Source organism: Streptomyces yamdrokensis (genome assembly GCF_053890455.1).
The window spans coordinates 6,992,354-7,011,166 of sequence record NZ_CM132679.1; the positions used below are offsets into that span (position 1 = coordinate 6,992,354).

Sequence of the window (18,813 nt, forward strand, 5' to 3'; positions counted from 1 at the left end):
GGGGCACGGGCCCCGGGGTACGGGCGTACCCCGGGGCGGCCCCTCGGTGAGAGCGCTCTCGTCCCCAGGGGCTCCGGGGCTATCCTGATCCGCAGCCGCTGGTGAGGAGCTCCCGACGTGACCGAGACAGTGCCGCGCCCCACCCTGGAGGCCGTGGCCGCGCGGGCCGGGGTCTCGCGGGCCACCGTCTCCCGTGTGGTCAACGGCGCCGACGGCGTCACCGAGCCCCTGGCCGAGCGCGTCCGGCAGGCGGTGGAGGAACTCGGCTACGTGCCCAACCAGGCCGCCCGCACCCTCGTGACGAACCGGCACGACGCCATCGCCGTCGTCGTCGCCGAGCCCGAGAGCCGCGTCTTCGCCGACCCGTTCTTCGCCCGCCAGCTGCGCGGCATCAGCAGGGAGCTGACCGCGCGCGACAACCAGCTCGTGCTGCTGCTCACCGAGGGCCGCCACGACCACGCCCGCGTCGCCCGCTACCTGGCCGGCGGCCATGTCGACGGCGCGCTGGTCTTCTCTCTGCACCTGGACGATCCGCTGCCCGAGCTGATCCAGCGTGCGGGCGTCCCGGTCGTGTTCGGCGGCCGGCCCGGCTGGTCCGGCGGCAGGGACGGTGTCGTCTACGTCGACAGCGACAACCGCGGCGGCGCCCGCGACGCCGTGCGGCACCTGCTGGGCCTCGGCCGCGGCCGGGTCGCGCACATCACCGGCGCCCTGGACCAGACCTCGGCCGTGGACCGGCTCGACGGCTACCGGGACGCCATGGCCGACGCCGGTCCGCGGCTCGTGGCGGAGGGCGACTTCACCCTGGCCGGTGGCGAACGGGCGATGCGGGAGCTGCTGGAGACATGCCCCGGCCTGGACGCCGTGTTCGCCGCCAACGACCTCACCGCGGTGGGAGCGCTGCGGGTGCTGCGCGAGCACGGACGCCGGGTGCCGGACGACGTGGCGGTGGTCGGCTTCGACGACATGCTGCCGTTCGCCGAGCAGACCGACCCCCCGCTGACCACCGTCCGCCAGGACATCGAGGAGATGGGCCGGCTCATGGCCCGGCTCCTGTTGCGCGGCCTCGACCGCACCACCGCCGCGCACGAGACCGTGGGCGGCGCCCCCTCCAGCGTGATCTTCCCGACGACCCTGGTACGCCGCGCCTCCGCGTGAGGCCCGGACACCCAGGGGCCCCTGCCTCCGACGGCGCCCGCGCGTGCCCGCGCCTCGGCGTGGAACGCTCCGCGCGCCGCCGTGCGTTCCGGCGCCGGGGCGGGCATCGTTCGTGCGGTCGGCCGGAACGGGTGCCGGCCTGGGCGTCCGGGCGCGGGCCAGGAGCCGAGGCGCGGGGAGCCGCGTTGATCCCGCGTTGATCGAACGTTTTTCGCGCCCCGGCACGCTGTCGGGCATGCACATCGACACCATCGCGTCGCCCGACCTCGCGTGGCAGGAGGAGGCCCTGTGCGCGCAGACCGGGGGAGACTTCTTCTTCCCCGAGCCCGGCAGTTCGGTCCGTGACGCCAAGCGGATCTGCGGTCTGTGCCCCATCCGGGCCGCCTGCCTCGACTACGCCATGACCAACGACATGCGCTTCGGCGTCTGGGGCGGACTCTCCGAGAAGGAGCGGCTGGAGCTGCGCCGTACGTCCCGGTGACGGGTGACGGGTGACGGGTGACGGGTGACGGGTGGCGGGTGGCGAGGGGCGCGCGGGTCGTCAGGACCTGCCCGGCGGATCATGCCGGAGACGCGGGGCCCGCACGCCCTCCTCCGCTTTGCGGCCGCACGTGCCGGACCCCGCTCACGTCGGCCGAGGGGGGGAGACGGCGGCGGGAGGGCGGGGGTCAGCCGGCCGCCCGCGCCGCCATCCGGGCCTTGCGCGCCGCGAGCTTCTCGTCGAACTTGCTCGCCTCGGAGTCCAGACCGCCGAGGAACAGGCCGAGCTCCTCCTGGGCCTGCAGGCCCTCGGGACCGAGCCCGTCGATCTCCATGACCTTCAGGAAGCGGATCACCGGCTGGAGCACGTCGTCGTGGTGGATGCGCAGGTTGTAGACCTCGCCGATCGCCATCTGAGCCGCGGCCCGCTCGAAGCCGGGAATGCTGTGGCCCGGCATCCGGAAGTTCACGACGACGTCCCGCACCGCCTGCATCGTGAGGTCGGGGGCGATCTCGAAGGCGGCCTTGAGCAGGTTCCGGTAGAAGATCATGTGGAGGTTCTCGTCGGTCGCGATGCGGGCCAGCATCCGGTCGCAGACCGGGTCACCGGACTGGTGGCCGGTGTTGCGGTGCGAGATACGGGTGGCCAGCTCCTGGAACGCGACATAGGCGACCGAGTGCAGCATCGAGTGGCGGTTGTCCGACTCGAAGCCCTCGCTCATGTGGGACATGCGGAACTGCTCCAGTTTGTCCGGGTCCACCGCCCGCGAGGCGAGCAGGTAGTCCCGCATCACGATGCCGTGCCGGCCCTCCTCCGCGGTCCAGCGGTGCACCCAGGTGCCCCAGGCCCCCTCGCGGCCGAACAGCGTGGCGATCTCGTGGTGGTAGCTCGGCAGGTTGTCCTCGGTCAGCAGGTTCACCACCAGGGCGATCCGGCCGACCTCGGTGACCTTGGACTGCTCCTTCTCCCAGGCCTCGCCGTCCTCGAAGAACCCGGGGAAGTTACGGGCGTCGCTGAACGGCACGTACTCGTGCGGCATCCAGTCCTTGGCGACCTTCAGGTGCCGGTTGAGTTCCGTCTCGACCACTTCCTCCAGCGCGTACAGCAGCCGGGCGTCGGTCCAGGCGGAAGAGCTGCCGAGGTGGGGAGAGGTGATCGACATACAGTACTCCAGGGGGACGGGGACGTACATGGGCATCGGCGAGCGGTGCCGACAACCTACGGAATCGTAGGCTACGAATCCGTAGGTTACGAAACCGTAGGTTAAGCGTGTCGTAAAGACTGCTGATCAGCCCGGGAGCCGTCCCTCAGGCGTACAGGTCCCGCAGCCGCACCGAAAGGCAGGTGACGCAGCCCTCGAGCTTCTCGAACTCCCCGATGTCCACCAGCACCGGCGCGTAGCCGAGGTCCGCGAACAGCTCCGCCGTCTTCGGCGCGCTCGACGCCATCAGCAGCCGGTCCCCGCCGAGCAGCACCACATGCGCCCCGGACTCCTCCGGTACCGGCAGAAAGCGGGGGAACAACGAGGGCGCGTCCAGGTTCGGGATGTGTCCGACGACCGTCCCGTCCGGCAGCGCAGTCACCGCCGACTTCAGATGCAGCACCTTGCTCACGGGCACCGCGACCACCCGGGCGCCCAGCGGTTCGAACGTCGCCCGCAACTGCTGGATCCCGGCCGCGTCGGTACGCCCGCCCCGGCCGACGTACAGGGTGTCGCCGATCTTGAGCACGTCCCCGCCGTCCAGCGTGCCCGGCTCCCAGACCCAGTTCACCGAGCAGCCCAGCGCGGCCACGGCCTCCTCGACCCCGACGGTCTCCGCGCGCCGGGACTCGGCGCCGGACCGGGCGATCAGAGCCACGTTCCGGTACATGACGACCGTGTCCTCGACGAACACGGAGTCCGGGCAGTCCTCGGCCGGGACCACCTCGACCGTCTCCCAGCCGTGCTCGCGCAGCGCCTCGCAGTACGCCTCCCACTGCTCCACCGCGCGGCCGAGGTCGACGGCCTCCCGTTCGACATGGGTCACCAGCCCTTCGGCCAGTCGGGGGCCGGGGCGGCGGACGAGAGCCTTCTTGCTGGGCACGTGCGGGACTCCGTATCGGACGGGGCAGGGCTGCCGCCGGTACCGAGGGCGCCGGTGGGCCGGCCGGTTTCCCCCGGATGTCCGGCGCAGCCATCATGCAGGGCGAACCCGGCCCGGGTCACCCCCCGGCGGCCTGCTGATCCACCACCGGTGACCGGCCCGCGCGGGTCGCACCCGGGTCACCCGACGGCTTCCGGCGCGATCTCCCTCAGTTCCCCCTCCTCCATCAGCAGCCAGCGCGTGATCCCGACCGACTTCAGGAACGGCAGGTCGTGGCTCGCCACGATCAGCGCCCCCTGGTAGGACTCCAGCGCCGTGGTGAGCTGCCGGACACTGGCGATGTCGAGGTTGTTGGTCGGCTCGTCCAGCATCAGCAGCTGCGGCGCCGGCTCGGCCAGCATCAGCGCGGCCAGCGTCGCCCGGAAGCGTTCGCCGCCGGACAGTGTCACCGCCTTCTGGTCGGCGCGGGCACCCCGGAACAGGAAGCGGGCCAGTCGCGCCCGGATCCTGTTGTCGGTGGCGCCCGGCGCGAACCGTGCCACGTTCTCGGCGACGCTCAGCTCGCCGTCGAGGACATCGAGGCGCTGCGGCAGGAACCGCAGCGGAACCTGCGCCGCCGCCTGCCCGGACACCGGCGGGAGTTCGCCCGCGACGGTGCGCAGCAACGTCGTCTTGCCCGCGCCGTTGCGTCCGATCAGCGCGGCCCGCTCCGGGCCCCGCAGCTCGAAGCCGCCCTCCACCCGGGCGCCGTAGGCGAGTTCGAGGTCCGTGAGGGTGAGGACGGTACGTCCCGGCGGTACGGCCGTGTACGGCAGGTCGACACGGATCTCGTCGTCGTCCCGTACGGCCTCCACCGCCTCGTCGAGCCGCTCCTTCGCCCCGGCGAGTTTCTCCTCGTGCATGATGCGGTGCTTGCCCGCGGACTCCTGGGCCGCCCGCTTGCGGGCACCCATGACGATCTTCGGCTCGCGCTTCTGGTCCCACATCTTCTGCCCGTACCGCTTGCGACGGGCCAATTTGACCTGAGCGTCCGCGAGTTCGCGCTTCTGCTTGCGCAGGTCCGCCTCGGCGACCCGCACCATGCGCTCGGCCGCCTCCTGTTCGACCGCCAGCGCCTCCTCGTAGGCCGTGTAGTTGCCGCCGTACCAGGTCACCTCTCCGGAGCGCAGGTCGGCGATCTGGTCGACCAGATCCAGCAGTTCGCGGTCGTGGCTGACCACGACCATGACGCCCGGCCAGTTCCCGACGGCCGTGTACAGCCGTCTGCGGGCGTACAGGTCGAGGTTGTTGGTGGGTTCGTCGAGCAGCAGCACGTCCGGCCGGTCCAGCAGCAGTGCGGCCAGCCGCAGCAGCACCGACTCGCCGCCCGAGACCTCGCCGATGGTGCGGTCCAACCCGATCCGCCCCAGGCCGAGTTCGCCGAGCGTGGCCAGGGCGCGCTCCTCCACGTCCCAGTCGTCGCCGACCGTCTCGAAGTGCGCCTCGGCCACGTCGCCCGTCTCGATGGCGTGCAGCGCGGCCCGCTGTGCGGCGATACCGAGCACCTCGTCGACCCTCAGCGAGGTGTCGAGCGTGACGTTCTGCGGCAGGTATCCCACCTCGCCGGTGACGCGGACGGCGCCGTCGGCCGGCCGGAGTTCACCGGCGATCAGCTTCAGCAGGGTCGATTTCCCCGACCCGTTGACGCCGATGAGGCCGGTCCGGCCGGGGCCGAAGGCGACGTCGAGGCCCTCGAGGACGGGGGTGCCGTCGGGCCAGGTGAAGGACAGGGCGGTACAGGTGATGGCTGTGGACATGCGGGCCTTTGCGGTTGCGTGGTGCGGTCGGGGCAAACGCGTGTCGAGACACCGCAGGAAGACGGCGACCGGGAGCCGGGCGGGGAGACGCGGGCATGAAAAAAGCCCTGCTCCGCAAGGACGGCTCGTACGCCGAGGTCGCACGCTGCGTGCACACCACACGGGTGTGACGCGGTGTCTCAGGACCTCAGACGAGCAACGTCCCTCTCCAATCGACGGCAACAGAAGCCTGTACACCGTACGAAGGGCCGGGGACGGCTGTCAACGCGTTTTCGCGGGGGCCGCAGGGCCGCAGACCGGAAGGGTGCCGGACGGACCGGGCAGGCCCGCCGGGCGGCCCGGCTCAGCCGGTGAACGCCCCGCCGGTGCCGAAGGCCAGCTCCGCGAAGCGCTCGCCCATGCGACGGTGCGTGGCGGCGTCCGGGTGCAGCGCGTCGGGCAGCGGCAGCTCGGCGTGGTCCGCCTCGCCGTAGAGCTCGCGGCCGTCCAGGTAGTGCAGATGGGGGTCGTCGGCCGCCCGCTGCTCCACCACGCGGGCCAGCTCCTCCCGTACGACGTCGAGGGTCAGTTTCCCGGCGGTCCGCTCCTCGGGGTCTCCCATGGCCACGAACCGGAGCCGGCCCTCGCCGGTGGTGCTGAAGTCGGGCAGGCTCGGGCCCGGGGTGTCCTCGTGGATGGGGCACAGAATGGGCGAGACGACCAGCAGCGGCGTCGTCGGATGGCCGTCGCGGACCGTGTCGAGGAAACCGTGCACCGCCGGAGCGAAGGCACGCAGCCGCAGCAGATCCATGTTGACCAGATTGATGCCGGTCTTGATGCTGATCAGGTCCGCGGGCGTGTCCCGCATCGCCCGAGCGGTGAACGGGTCGAGCAGCGCGCTGCCGCTCAGCCCCAGGTTCACCAGGTCCACCCCGCCGAGCGAGGCGGCCAGCGCGGGCCAGGTCGTGGTCGGGCTCGCGGCCTCGAAGCCGTGGCTGATCGAGCTGCCGTGGTGCAGCCACACCCTGCGACCCCCGGGGGCCACCGGTGTCACGGGAGCGTCGGTGCGCAGGGCGACCAGCTGGGTCATCTCGTTGTGCGGAAGCCAGATCTCGACGCGTTTGTCATGGCCCGGCAGTCCGGTGAACCGGACCGTGTCCACAGGACCCGGCCGGAGCTCCTCGGAGCCCGTGGCCATGTTCACCAGCATGACGTTGCCGTCGGTGAGACGGGCCTGCCCGGCCGGTTCGCCGTCGATCAGCAGGTCGTAGACACCGTCCGGGCGGGGCGGAGCGTCCTCGTAGGCCGTCTTGGTGCGGAGCGCGTCCAGTTCGACAGCCGTGGCCCGGGTGCGCAGCACCAGCCGGACGCCGGACGGCTGCGCCTCCGCCATGGCCAGCTGTCCGTCGGCGGCCTGCGCGCGGGCCCGGGCGGGCAACCGGTGCGGCTGCACTCCCCGCGCGGTCCGCTCCAGCTCGAGTGCGCCGCGCAGCAGATCCTCGGTGAGCGGGGTGGTGATCCAGCCTTCCGCCGGGGGAGTGGGGGAGGAGCCGTCGGTGGGGCCGTGGGGGGTGCTCATGATCGCAGGCTGTCAAGCGCGCCGACGATCCGCAAACACTCGTCCGGCGCCGCTCGCTCAGCAGGCGTCGCGGATCAGCTCGGCGAGATCGCGGTCCAGGTCGAGCTGGAGGTGCTCCAGGCCGGCCGGCACGAGCTCGCCGGCCGCCTCCAGGAACCGGCGTATCTCGCCCGAGCGGACATGCACGACGGCGGTTCCCTCCGGAGCGTGGAACTCCAGCACGGTCCGGTCGTAGCCGTACGGCCGCACGCGGACGTCACCGTGGCCCTCGGGCTCGTGCAGCCCCGCCGTGAGCAGCTCGCGGGCGAAGGTCCAGCAGACCTCGACGCCCTCCAGAGTGGCGGGGGCGGGAAAGGTCATGCGGACGGCGAACGGATCGCTCCGGTCGTAGTGCAGAGTGGCGGGAATACTCGCCATCCGCGGCGCGGCGGCGACGAGACGGGCCTCGACGGGCTGCTCGATGACGATGGACAACGCCTTGCTCCCTCGTGACGGCTGGACGGCTTCCGGGCGGATAGGGCGGGCTACTCAAAGAGACGACGGAACCGGTCGATCCGTGCCCCCCGGAACAGGGTGACCTCCGTCACCGCTTCCATGCACCGGACCGGTCCACGGGCCGCGGAAGGAGCGGACGCGCCACGCGGGTCCGGAACGGCGCGCCGCACCTCGGCCGAGGACATCTCGTTTGGCAGGCGGGGCGGCCTGCCCTCCGGCGGGCGCCCGGCGACAGGTGAGGTGCGGCGGCCCGGGGCCCGGGCCCCGGCCCGGGACCCGAAGTCCCCCACCCAGTAGGCTCCTCGCCACCATGACGAGCGTACGCATCCCCGACGGCTGGCCCACGACCGAGGAAGCGGCCCGGGCCGTCCAGGACGGACTGCGCGGGCGGGTGGTGCTCGACGAGCCCGGCCCGCCGCCCGGGACGGGCCGGGTCACCGGTGTCGACGTCGCGTACGACGACGAGCGCGACCTCGTCGCCGCCGCGGCCGTCGTCCTGGACGCGGCGAGCCTCGAGGTCGTCGCCGAGGCCACGGCCGTCGGCCGGATCTCCTTCCCGTACGTGCCCGGCCTGCTGGCCTTCCGCGAGATCCCCACCGTGCTGGCCGCCCTCGACGCCCTGCCGTGTCCGCCCGGCCTGGTCGTCTGCGACGGCTACGGGCTCGCCCATCCCCGTCGCTTCGGCCTCGCCAGCCACCTGGGGGTCCTCACCGGCCTGCAGACGATCGGCGTCGCGAAGAACCCCTTCACCTTCACCTTCACGGCGCCGGCGACCCCGCGCGGCAGTACGGCCCCGCTGCTCGCCGGCGCCGAGGAGGTCGGCCGGGCCCTGCGCACCCGGGACCTCGTCAAGCCGGTCTTCGTCTCGGTCGGCCATCGTGTCGGCCTCGCCAACGCCTGCGCCCACACCCTAGCGCTGACTCCCGCCCACCGCCTCCCGGAGACCACCCGCCGGGCGGACGCCCTGTGCCGCAGGGCCCTGCGGGAGGCGGCGGGGACGGACGCCTGAGGGGTCCTTGCACTGTGCCCGCCCGGGTCGCGCGGCCCGGCACCGCACCTCGCCGCGTTGCCACAGAGCCCTGGTGGCTCCGCCACGAGGGCTCTGCGGCGCCTCGCGATGCTCCCCCACTGCCTGAAAGGCGTGGGCGGTACCCCCGGCACCGGACCACGCGACCTCATCGGGCGCTCACAGTGCAAGGACCCCTAAGTGGTCGGCGTCGGAAGTCCTTCGGGGGTTGATCAAGCGGTCAGGGCGACGGAGGATTCTTCTCATCGGTCGGCGAGTGTGTGTCGGTCGAGCCGGGCCAGCAGAGCGTTCGGGTCGGAGGTGGTGAACTTCCGCTGGAACGGCTGTGCCATGGCGTTGTAGCGGTCTTCGAATGCTCGGAGCCGGTTTCGGACCTCGTCGAGGTCTGTGAAGTCGTTGGGTGAGACGGCCTTGCGCTGCACGATGGAAAAGAAGATCTCTATCTGGTTCAGCCAGGATGCGTGGACGGGTGTGTGGACCATTACGGCGTTCGGGAACCTGGAGGCCAGACGGTCGATGGCCCGCTTGCCGCGATGAGAGGAGCCGTGGTCGACGATGAAGAAGACCCGTTTCGCGCTGGTGTAGGGCTCGCTGGTCATCACCTGCTCGACCAGTTTCATGAACGGCACGATGCCGGTGGTCTGTTCACAGCGGCCGAAGACCTCGGCCCGGTGGATGTCGTAGGCGGCCAGGTAGGCCAGGGCTCCGCCGCGTCCGTAGGTGTGGTTGACGCGCATCGCGCGGGCCTGGCCCGGGGCCGGGGTGGGGTGGCGGCGGGCCCGGATGGAGGTCTTCTCATCCGCGGAAATGACGTACTCGTCTTCGCCGAGCGGGGCGCCGTCGAAGATGCGGGCATACAGGTTCAGGACCCGTCGAGCGGTGGCGCGGAAGTCCGGGTCGCGGATGAAGATCCAGGAGCGGTGTTGCCAGGGCTTGAGTGCGTCGTCCTTGAGCCAGCGGCGCACCGTGGAGGCGGGGATCGTCTCGGTGATGGCCCGGGTGACGGCCTCGCGTGCGAGTTCAGGGCATGACCGGCGTGAGAGCGGGGTTCCGCACTGGGTGGGCAACTGGCAGGCCAGCGCCTTGACTTCGGCGATCTGTAGCGCGGTGAACGTCGGTGGTCGCCCTGGCCGCTTGCGGTCGGCCAGGGCGAGCATCCGGCCGGCCGCGAACCGGCCGCGCCAGCGGCGCACGGTGTCCACGTGAAGGTGGGTTTCGGCAGCGATTCGGGCGTTGCCGCGGCCCCGTGCTGCCAGCAGCACGACCGTTGCCCGCCGGCGTGCCTGATACAGGGTCTTGTGGCCGTAGGCCATCTTCTTGAGCCGACGGCGCTCACAAGCGGTCAGTTCCACCGGCACGGCAGAGCACACGGGCATGGAAGAAGGACGGCCCATCTCTCCGGGGGCGGTGAACACGAGCCACGGGCCGGTTCCCCTCACCGGCACGGCCCGGAAGCCTCGGTGGTCAGTTTTCGGCGCTGTTCAGCAGTGTGTGCTGTGCGGGCGGCACGACATGGTCCTCCTCCCCGACGAGGAAGAGGACACATCCGGTGGGGTTCGGGGGCAGCGACAGTGTCGGCTCGGGCCGGCTGATCGGGATGTCGGTGCTCGGCAGCCAGCCGCCGTAGAAGACGGCCGCTTCGGCGAGGTCGAACCCGGTGGCTGCGACGTAGGCGATGTGACCGCCCGGGCTCAGCCCGACCATGCTGACGCGGTGGGTCATGCCGTGGCTGCCTTTGGGGAGAGCCGGCGCAGGTTGGCGGCGAGGATGCGGTCGAGTGCGCGGTCGGACAGGATCGGGCCCAGGCGCATGATCAGGGCGGCATCCCGGCCGGCGGTGTAGCGGGTGCGCGGTCTGCGGGTCGTCACGGCCTTCGCGATGACCCGGGCGGCGGCGTCGGCGGTCAGGCCCGATGCGGTGCCCGAGGCCATCAACTTGTTGTTCGCCTGGACCAGGCTGCCGTAGCGCTCATCCTGCTCGGGTGTCATCTTGGCCGCCAGGTCGTTGGCCGTCGCGATCCCGCGGGCGGCGATCTGTGTGCGGACGCCGCCGGGCTCGACCACGACGACTTGTACGCCCAGCGGTGCGACCTCGCGGCGGAGTGAGTCGCTGACTGCTTCCAGGGCGAACTTCGCGCCGGCGTACGCGCCGTATGTGGCCATGGCGTACCTGCCGCCGATCGAGCTGATGTTGATCACGCGGCCCTTGCTGCGCAGCAGTGCGGGCAGGAGCGCCTGGGTGACGGCGATGTGGCCGAACAGGTTGACTTCGAAGACCCGCCGCCATTCGGCCATCGGCAGGGCTTCGACCGGGGCGTTCACCTGGATGCCGGCGTTGTTGACGAGCGCGTGCAGTGCGCGCGAGTCGTCGGCGACCCGCGCGGCGAGTGCCGCCACGTGCTCGGACTTGGTGATGTCGAGGATGACCGGCTCGATGCCGGTCGATCCGATGGCGTCGGCGTCACGGTCGCGTCGCACGCCGGCCAGGACGTGGAATCCCTGCCGGGCCAGTTCGCGGGCGGCTGACGCGCCCATGCCCGTGGAGGCTCCGGTGACTACGACCAGCTTTTGGGCTTCAGTTGACGTCATGGTGTGTCCAGTCGTGGGAGGTTAGTCGGCTGGGCCGAGAACAAGAGCGATCGCGATTTGGACGTGCCGGGCCCGGTCGCCGGGCGGGACGGTGAGTTGCTTGACGCCGGCCGCGACGGCGAGCAACTGGAAGGCGAGATCCTCGGCGGAGACGCCTGGGGTGCGCTCCGGCGCCCCCTCGGCGCGGAGAACGTCGGCCACCGCCTCGACGACGAAGCGCTCCAGGTCGTGCAGGAGCGAGTCTCCCAACGTGCGTGCTGCGGCGAGGAGTTCGTTCACCGCCTCGCTGGTCGCCGTGGCGGCGGGTCCATGCAACGCATTGAAGGCGCCCATCAGCCGCTCGTGCGCCGACAGGTCCGCTCTGGCCAGTTCCTGGGCGACGGCGGCCTGGGTCTGGGCGATCACGCGCTGCAGGCTGGCGTGGAAGAGCTGCTGCTTGTTCTTGAAGTGCAGGTACAGGCCCTGACGGGAGAGCCCGGCCGCCTCGGCGAGGTCGTCCATGGAGGTCTTGCGTAGGCCGAAGCGCAAGAAAACCGGCATCACGGCGTCCGCGATCTCCTCACTGCGCGACAGCGCCCGCCCGCTCTGGCTCGTCACGCGGGCACCTGCGCTTCCCGCCGCCTGAGGGGCGCGTAGTCCATACCCGTCAGGTCCGCGTTCGCCTCCCCGCGGCCGACGCGCCATTCGCGTCCTGGGCCCGTATGGCCCTGCGCCCTGCGCACGCCGGACCGCGATGGTCGTACAGATGGGTCCGAGTCCGCCCGTGGCGCGATCGGCGTTTGGCCGGCCATGTCCGAGATTCGGCTCCCGGTCCAGGTCTGCGTCGTCATCACACTCCTCACCAGGCTTTGGGCTCAAGCTTTACATGTTGAGCCTAAAGTGTCTACTCAGGCAAGTGAGGGCCCGCAGCGAACGACGGTGCACGTACGCCCCGTTCGGGTTCCGGGCCGGTCGCCGAGGTGCCGCAGGGGCCGGACAGCCCGTTCCACCCGACCGTGGTCAACGTGGAGACTGTCGTCCGGGACGGCATCGCGCGCGGAGAGTTCCGCGATGTCGGAGATGTGCACCTCGCGGTGGAGCTGCTGTCCGGTGCCATGCGCGCCGGCGCCGAACGCATCGGCGGGGACCCAGGCGCCCTCGCGGCTACGTCAGCGCGGCGCGGGAGATCATCCCCACCTCTCTTGCCTCTCGCTCGTATTGGCGCCCGTCGGCCGGCCTGCGGCACGCACGGCATGCCGCCGCCGAGTGAAACTTCGGGCCGGACCCGGGCTCGGATCCCCCGGATCCCGTAGAGGGGCCTCGCCTGGCCAGCAGCACACACACCGGCACCGGTCGCCCGTCCACTCCGCCACCGGCCCACGGACACCACGAGACAAGTCCCCCGGTCAACCCCCGAAGGACTTCCGGAGCGGACCACTAAGCGGTTCCCTCCCGCTCGCCCCGGTCCTCCCGGTCGCTCCGCTCGTCCTGCTCGATGCGCCAACGGCCCACCTCGCGGTACTCCGAGTCGTAGATCTCCGCCCCGTCGCCGGCCTTCATCGGGTAGTGCCGCAGGTTGCCGCCCCAGTAGCGCAGGATCCGCCCCAGCTCACCCACGGGGTCCTTCGCCAACGCCTCGTCGTCCATGCCCACTTCGAGAAGAAATCTCATGCCCTCAAGTGTTCCATTGAACTTCCCTTTGGCACTTGTGCGGAAGGTTGTGCCGAACAGTCCGGATCCGCTGCCGGAAAGTCTCAACCCGGTGTCACCGGTCACCTCCGACCTGATCCGCCGGACAGGCCCGGCCGACACCTGAACCGGGCGGGGACACGGACCGCGTCGTACAGTGGGCGGACAGTGGCCAAGCGCTTGCTCGCCCGCTCTTGTGCCGAGTGGAACGTGTTCTTAGCATCATCGATGTGACATCGGTCGTGTCAAAGCTGGGGGTGCGATGACTGAGGCACAGGTACCTGCGCCCGCACGGACGTCGGGGCAGGGGCCGCTGACCGGCGTGCGGGTGGTCGAGCTGGCCGGGATCGGACCCGGACCGTTCGCCGCGATGCTCCTGGCCGATCTGGGCGCCGACGTCGTCCGCGTGGACCGCCCCGGCGGCCCCGGGATCGGCATCGACCCGGCGTACGACGTCACCAACCGCAACAAGCGCTCCGTCGTCGTGGATCTGAAGGCCCCCGACGGCGCCGGCCTCGTCCTCGACCTGGTCGAGCGCGCCGACATCCTCGTCGAGGGCTTCCGCCCCGGTGTCGCCGAGCGACTGGGCGTCGGTCCCGGGGACTGCCACGCCCGCAACCCGTGCCTCGTCTACGGCCGGATGACCGGCTGGGGCCAGCAGGGCCCCCTCGCGGACCGCGCGGGGCACGACATCGCGTACATCGCCCGCGCCGGCGCCCTCGGCATGATCGGCAGCCCCGGCCGGCCACCGGCCGTCCCGGCCAACCTGCTCGGCGACTACGCGGGCGGCTCCCTCTACCTCGTCGTCGGCGTCCTCGCCGCCCTGCACCACGCGCGCGCGGGCGGCACCGGGCAGGTCGTCGACGCGGCCGTCGTGGACGGCACCGCCCACCTGTCCGCCATGATCCACGGCATGCTCGCCGCCGGAGCCTGGCAGGACCGGCGCGGAGCCAACCTCCTCGACGGCGGCTGCCCGTACTACGGGACGTACGAGACGGCCGACGGCGGACACATGGCGGTGGGCGCGCTCGAACCGCAGTTCTACGACGAGTTCCTGCGGCTGCTCGGCATCGACGACGAGGGCCGCGACGACGAGGGCGAGGCCGGGCCCGGGCCCTTTGGGGCCCGCACCGACGTCACCCGGTGGCCCGGCCTGCGCGAGAGGGTCACCGCCCGCTTCAAGGGACGCACCCGAGAGGAGTGGACCGCCGTCTTCGACGGCTCCGACGCGTGCGTGGCCCCCGTCCTGTCGCTGCGCGAGGCCCCGCACGACCCGCACCTCGCCGCCCGCGGCACTTTCACCGACCACGCCGGTATCACCCAGCCCGCACCGGCCCCGCGGTTCTCCGCCACCCCCACCAGCGTCCGCACCGGGCCCGCCCGGCCGGGCACCGGCACCGACGACGTGGCCCGCGACTGGGACGTACCCCGACTGCTGTCCGCGCTCCGGCACCCTCAGCGAAAGGCCACCTCGTGAGCATCGAAGCGTACGTGTACGACGCGATCCGCACCCCGCGCGGGCGCGGCAAGGCGAACGGCGCCCTGCACGGCACGAAGCCCGTCGACCTGGTGGTCGGGCTCATCCACGAGATCCGCGACCGTTTCCCGGACCTCGACCCGGCCGCCGTCGACGACGTCGTGCTCGGTGTCGTCAGTCCGGTCGGCGACCAGGGCTCCGACATCGCCCGGATCGCCGCCATCGCGGCCGGGCTGCCCGACACGGTCGCCGGCGTCCAGGAGAACCGCTTCTGCGCCTCCGGCCTCGAGGCCGTCAATCTGGCGGCCGCCAAGGTCCGCTCCGGCTGGGAGGACCTGATCCTGGCCGGCGGAGTGGAGTCCATGTCCCGGGTGAAGATGGCCTCCGACGGCGGCGCCTGGTTCAACGACCCGATGACCAACCTCGCCACGAACTTCGCCCCCCAGGGCATCGGCGCCGACCTCATCGCCACCATCGAGGGCTTCTCGCGGCGGGACGTCGACGAGTACGCGGCCCTCTCCCAGGAGCGCGCCGCCACCGCCTGGAAGGAGAACCGCTTCGCGCGGTCCGTCGTCCCGGTGAAGGACCGCAGCGGACTCGTCGTCCTCGACCACGACGAGCACCTGCGCCCCGGCACCACCGCCGACTCCCTCGCGGGGCTCAAGCCGTCCTTCGCGGACATCGGCGAGCTGGGCGGCTTCGACGCGGTGGCGCTGCAGAAATACCACTGGGTGGAGAGGATCGACCACGTCCACCACGCGGGCAACTCCTCCGGCATCGTGGACGGCGCCTCCCTCGTGGCCATCGGCACCAAGGAGGTGGGCGAGCGGTACGGGCTCACCCCCCGCGCGCGGATCGTCTCCGCCGCCGTCTCCGGCTCCGAGCCCACCATCATGCTCACCGGGCCCGCCCCCGCCACCCGCAAGGCGCTCGCCAAGGCCGGACTGACCATCGACGACATCGACCTCGTCGAGATCAACGAGGCCTTCGCGGCGGTCGTGCTGCGCTTCGTGAAGGACATGGGCCTGTCGCTGGACAAGGTCAACGTGAACGGCGGCGCCATCGCGCTCGGCCACCCGCTCGGCGCCACCGGCGCGATGATCCTCGGCACCCTCGTCGACGAACTGGAGCGTCAGGACAAGCGCTACGGCCTCGCCACGCTCTGCGTGGGCGGCGGCATGGGCATCGCCACCATCGTCGAGCGCCTCTGAAATCCCGGCGGACCCCGGACCCCGGACCCCGGACCCCGGACCCCGGACCCCGGACCCCGGACCCCGGACCCGAGCGACTTCTACGGAGACCTGTCATGACCGACACCCCCACCATCCGCTGGGAACAGGACGACAGCGGTGTCGTCACCCTCGTCCTCGACGACCCCCAGCAGTCCGCCAACACCATGAACCGGGCGTTCCGCGACTCCCTCGCCGTGATCACCGACCGCCTGGAGGCGGAGAAGGACGGCATCCGCGGCGTCATCCTCACCTCCGCCAAGAAGACCTTCTTCGCCGGCGGCGACCTGCGCGACCTGATCAAGGTCACCCCCGAAACGGCGCAGGACCTGTTCGACGGCGGCATGGCGATCAAGCGCCAGATGCGCCGTATCGAGACCCTCGGCAAACCGGTCGTCGCGGCGATCAACGGAGCGGCCCTCGGCGGCGGTTACGAACTCGCCCTCGCCTGCCACCACCGGATCGCCCTGGACACGCCCGGCTCCAAGATCGGTTGCCCCGAGGTCACCCTCGGCCTGCTCCCCGGAGGCGGTGGCGTCGTGCGCACCGTCCGGTTGCTCGGCATCGCCGACGCCCTGCTCAAGGTGCTCCTCCAGGGCACCCAGTACAGCCCGCGGCGCGCCCGGGAGAACGGCCTCGTCGACGACGTGGCCGACACCCGCGAGGAACTGATCGCCAAGGCCCGTGCCTTCATCGACGCGAACCCCGAGTCCGCCCAGCCCTGGGACCGGCCCGGCTACCGCATCCCGGGCGGCACCCCGTCCCACCCCAAGTTCGCGGCCAACCTCCCCGCCTTCCCGGCCACCCTGCGCAAGCAGACGAACGGCGCCCCCTACCCGGCGCCACGCAGCATCCTCGCCGCCGCCGTGGAGGGCGCACAGGTCGACTTCGAGACCGCCCAGGTGATCGAGGCCCGCTACTTCGTCGAGCTGGCCGCCGGGCAGACGTCGAAGAACATGATCCAGGCGTTCTTCTTCGACCTCCAGGCCGTCAACTCCGGCGCCAACCGCCCCCAGGGCATCGAGCCCCGCACGGTCCGCAGGGTCGCCGTGCTCGGCGCCGGGATGATGGGCGCCGGCATCGCCTACTCGTGCGCACGCGCGGGCATCGACGTCGTCCTCAAGGACGTCACCCTCCAGGCCGCCGCCAAGGGCAGGGAGTACTCCGAGAAGCTGTGCGCCAAGGCCGTCTCCCGGGGCCGGACGACCCAGGAGAAGGCCGACGCGCTCCTCGCGCGGATCACGCCCACCGCCGAGGCGCAGGACCTGGCCGGCTGCGACGCGGTCATCGAGGCAGTCTTCGAGGACACCGCCCTCAAGCACAAGGTGTTCCAGGAGATCCAGGACGTCGTCGAACCCGACGCGCTCCTGTGCTCCAACACCTCCACCCTCCCCATCACCGCCCTCGCCGAAGGCGTCGACCGCCAGGGCGACTTCATCGGGCTGCACTTCTTCTCGCCGGTCGACAGGATGCCGCTGGTCGAGATCATCAAGGGCGAGCGGACCGGAGACGAGGCGCTCGCCCGCGCCTTCGACCTGGTCCGGCAGATCAAGAAGACCCCGATCGTCGTCAACGACTCGCGCGGCTTCTTCACCTCCCGGGTCATCGGCCGTTTCCTCGACGAGGGCGTCGCCATGGTCGGCGAGGGCATCGAGCCCGCCTCCGTCGAACAGGCCGCCGCCCAGGCGGGCTACCCCGCCAAGGTGCTCTCCCTCATGGACGAACTGACGCTCACCCTGGCGCGCAGGATCCGGGGCGAGTCCCGGCGGGCCGTCGAGGAGGCCGGCGGCACCTGGAGCGAGCACCCCGCCGAGGCCGTCATCGACCGCATGGTCGACGAGTTCGGCCGCCCCGGCCGTGCCGGCGGCGGCGGCTTCTACGAGTACGGCGAGGACGGCAGGCGCACCGCCCTGTGGCCCGGCCTGCGCGAGCACTTCACCAAGCAGGGGCACGGGATCCCGTTCCGGGACATGCAGGAGCGGATGCTGTTCGCCGAGGCGCTGGACACCGTCCGGCTGCTGGAGGAGGGTGTGCTGACCTCGGTCGCCGACGCCAACATCGGCTCCATCCTCGGCATCGGCTTCCCCGGCTGGACCGGCGGCGTCCTGCAGTACATCAACGGCTACGAGGGCGGCGCCGGGGGAGAGGCCGGGCCGCCCGGATTCGTGGCCCGCGCGCGTGAACTCGCCGAGCGCTACGGTGAGCGGTTCGCGCCGCCGGCGCTGCTGGTGGACAAGGCGGAGAAGGGCGAGCGGTTCACGGATGCCCGCTGACCCTCTGGCGCGGGCGGTGCCGGGGGCCGGCCGGCCGGCGGGGACGGGAGCATCAGTCTCCCTTCCCCGCCGGCTCCGCCGTCCCCGGCCCTTCCCCGCCGTCCAGCCACTCCCGCAGTTCCTCGCGCAGCGACCGCTGGAAGGCCGTGAGCAGCGCCTGCACCACCAGCGGATGCATACGGGCGGACAGTGACCTCACCTCCCGCGGGTCCCGCTGCGCCACCGCGTCCCGCAGCAGCCGCGACAGTTCCTGGGCGGCCGCGCGGGCATGCCCGGTGAGCGCCGTACGGGCCTCGAGGATCGTCTCGTGCGTCAGCGGTACGTCCAGCAGTTCGACGCCGAGTCGCAGCAACCCCGCGTCGACCCGGAAGTCCTCGCCGTCCCGCTCGACGACGCTCAGCGCCGCCAGCCGACGCAGATCCTCGTCGTCCAGCGCCCGCCCCGCCCGCCGCTCCAGCTCCTCGCGTGACACCTTCTCCACCGTGTCGGGCGCCCAGGAGGCCACCACAGCGCGCTGGATCCCCAGGTCCCGCACACTCAGATCCGGCGGCAGCCGCCCCAGATACCGCTCGATGGCCGCCAGCGTCATGCCCTGCCGCTGCAACTCCTCGATCAGTGCCAGCCGGGCCAGGTGCTCCTGCCCGTAGTGACCGACACGGCGCGGCCCGATCACCGGCGGCGGGAGCAGTCCCCTGCTGCCGTAGAACCGGACCGTCCGCACCGTGACCCCGGCCCGCGCCGCCAGCTCGTCGATGGTGAGGGCCGGCTCCTCGATGTCGGTCGTCATGCATAGCAGTATTACTGTCCCACCAGTGCTGCGACACCTCACCTGCCCCGGAACGCACCGGACCCGACTGGCAGTGCCGGCGCCGGCAGGCGGTCGCGTGTGGAACCGCTGATCACCGAGCGGCTGGTCCGGCGCGGCGTACCGGTGACCGTGTACGAGCACGACGGAGGCCGAGCGCCCGTACGGTACCCG

The 18,813-nt window shown here is 71.7% G+C and carries 17 protein-coding genes and 1 pseudogene; 7 read left to right on the top strand and 11 right to left on the bottom strand.

Annotated features, from left to right (window positions below):
• Window positions 1–117 precede the first annotated feature (117 nt).
• A complete protein-coding gene (locus tag ACWZEH_RS30870) occupies window positions 118–1,158 on the top strand; it encodes a LacI family DNA-binding transcriptional regulator (RefSeq protein ID WP_456194348.1) in 1,041 nt (346 codons plus the stop codon).
• A gap of 235 nt (window positions 1,159–1,393) precedes the next feature.
• Complete coding sequence (locus tag ACWZEH_RS30875) at window positions 1,394–1,639, top strand: WhiB family transcriptional regulator (RefSeq protein ID WP_456194349.1); 246 nt, start codon at window positions 1,394–1,396, stop codon at window positions 1,637–1,639.
• 187 nt (window positions 1,640–1,826) lie between these two features.
• On the opposite strand, the gene ACWZEH_RS30880 is transcribed toward ACWZEH_RS30875, so the two are convergent.
• From ACWZEH_RS30880 to ssgD, 5 genes are all read right to left on the bottom strand, one after another.
• Window positions 1,827–2,801 (bottom strand): acyl-ACP desaturase, encoded by a 975-nt coding sequence (locus ACWZEH_RS30880; protein WP_456194350.1) that lies wholly within the window; start codon window positions 2,799–2,801, stop codon window positions 1,827–1,829.
• 145 nt (window positions 2,802–2,946) lie between these two features.
• Window positions 2,947–3,723, bottom strand: coding sequence for a dimethylargininase (gene ddaH / locus ACWZEH_RS30885; protein WP_456194351.1), 777 nt, complete (start codon window positions 3,721–3,723; stop codon window positions 2,947–2,949).
• A 179-nt stretch (window positions 3,724–3,902) separates the two neighbouring features.
• Complete coding sequence (locus ACWZEH_RS30890) at window positions 3,903–5,519, bottom strand: ABC-F family ATP-binding cassette domain-containing protein (RefSeq protein ID WP_456194352.1); 1,617 nt, start codon at window positions 5,517–5,519, stop codon at window positions 3,903–3,905.
• 343 nt (window positions 5,520–5,862) lie between these two features.
• Window positions 5,863–7,077 (bottom strand): GDSL-type esterase/lipase family protein, encoded by a 1,215-nt coding sequence (locus tag ACWZEH_RS30895; protein ID WP_456194353.1) that lies wholly within the window; start codon window positions 7,075–7,077, stop codon window positions 5,863–5,865.
• 57 nt (window positions 7,078–7,134) lie between these two features.
• A complete protein-coding gene (ssgD, locus tag ACWZEH_RS30900; protein WP_456194354.1) occupies window positions 7,135–7,551 on the bottom strand; it encodes a spore wall synthesis regulator SsgD in 417 nt (138 codons plus the stop codon).
• Window positions 7,552–7,882: 331 nt separating this feature from the next.
• Here ssgD and ACWZEH_RS30905 point away from each other — a divergent pair, with 331 nt between their 5' ends.
• Complete coding sequence (locus tag ACWZEH_RS30905; protein WP_456194355.1) at window positions 7,883–8,581, top strand: endonuclease V; 699 nt, start codon at window positions 7,883–7,885, stop codon at window positions 8,579–8,581.
• A 260-nt stretch (window positions 8,582–8,841) separates the two neighbouring features.
• Here ACWZEH_RS30905 and ACWZEH_RS30910 read toward each other — a convergent pair whose 3' ends face one another.
• The 5 genes from ACWZEH_RS30910 to ACWZEH_RS30930 form a co-directional block, all read right to left on the bottom strand.
• Complete coding sequence (locus ACWZEH_RS30910) at window positions 8,842–9,975, bottom strand: IS630 family transposase (protein WP_456194356.1); 1,134 nt, start codon at window positions 9,973–9,975, stop codon at window positions 8,842–8,844.
• A gap of 88 nt (window positions 9,976–10,063) precedes the next feature.
• Complete coding sequence (locus ACWZEH_RS30915) at window positions 10,064–10,321, bottom strand: dienelactone hydrolase family protein (RefSeq protein WP_456194357.1); 258 nt, start codon at window positions 10,319–10,321, stop codon at window positions 10,064–10,066.
• Window positions 10,318–11,187, bottom strand: coding sequence for an SDR family NAD(P)-dependent oxidoreductase (locus ACWZEH_RS30920; protein ID WP_456194358.1), 870 nt, complete (start codon window positions 11,185–11,187; stop codon window positions 10,318–10,320). The genes ACWZEH_RS30915 and ACWZEH_RS30920 overlap by 4 nt, the downstream gene beginning before the upstream one ends.
• A 21-nt stretch (window positions 11,188–11,208) precedes the next feature.
• Window positions 11,209–11,784 (bottom strand): TetR/AcrR family transcriptional regulator, encoded by a 576-nt coding sequence (locus ACWZEH_RS30925; protein ID WP_456194359.1) that lies wholly within the window; start codon window positions 11,782–11,784, stop codon window positions 11,209–11,211.
• An 819-nt stretch (window positions 11,785–12,603) separates the two neighbouring features.
• Window positions 12,604–12,837 carry a hypothetical protein gene (locus ACWZEH_RS30930; protein WP_456194360.1) on the bottom strand — a complete coding sequence of 78 codons (234 nt, stop codon included), beginning with the start codon at window positions 12,835–12,837 and terminating at the stop codon, window positions 12,604–12,606.
• 280 nt (window positions 12,838–13,117) lie between these two features.
• Between ACWZEH_RS30930 and ACWZEH_RS30935 the strand changes: the two genes are divergently transcribed.
• The 3 genes from ACWZEH_RS30935 (at window position 13,118) to ACWZEH_RS30945 (ending at window position 17,834) form a co-directional block, all read left to right on the top strand.
• Window positions 13,118–14,332, top strand: coding sequence for a CaiB/BaiF CoA transferase family protein (locus ACWZEH_RS30935; RefSeq protein WP_456194361.1), 1,215 nt, complete (start codon window positions 13,118–13,120; stop codon window positions 14,330–14,332).
• Entirely contained in the window at window positions 14,329–15,543 is a 1,215-nt protein-coding gene (locus ACWZEH_RS30940; RefSeq protein ID WP_456194362.1) for an acetyl-CoA C-acetyltransferase, read from the top strand. The genes ACWZEH_RS30935 and ACWZEH_RS30940 overlap by 4 nt, the downstream gene beginning before the upstream one ends.
• A gap of 95 nt (window positions 15,544–15,638) precedes the next feature.
• Entirely contained in the window at window positions 15,639–17,834 is a 2,196-nt protein-coding gene (locus tag ACWZEH_RS30945) for a 3-hydroxyacyl-CoA dehydrogenase NAD-binding domain-containing protein (protein WP_456194363.1), read from the top strand.
• A 52-nt stretch (window positions 17,835–17,886) separates the two neighbouring features.
• Here the strand turns inward: ACWZEH_RS30945 and ACWZEH_RS30950 are convergent, their stop codons facing one another.
• Complete coding sequence (locus tag ACWZEH_RS30950; protein WP_456194364.1) at window positions 17,887–18,621, bottom strand: MerR family transcriptional regulator; 735 nt, start codon at window positions 18,619–18,621, stop codon at window positions 17,887–17,889.
• Between the two features lie 30 nt (window positions 18,622–18,651).
• Between ACWZEH_RS30950 and ACWZEH_RS30955 the strand changes: the two are divergent.
• Window positions 18,652–18,783 (top strand): annotated as a pseudogene (locus ACWZEH_RS30955) (Appr-1-p processing protein); the annotation flags it as partial.
• Window positions 18,784–18,813: the final 30 nt, after the last annotated feature.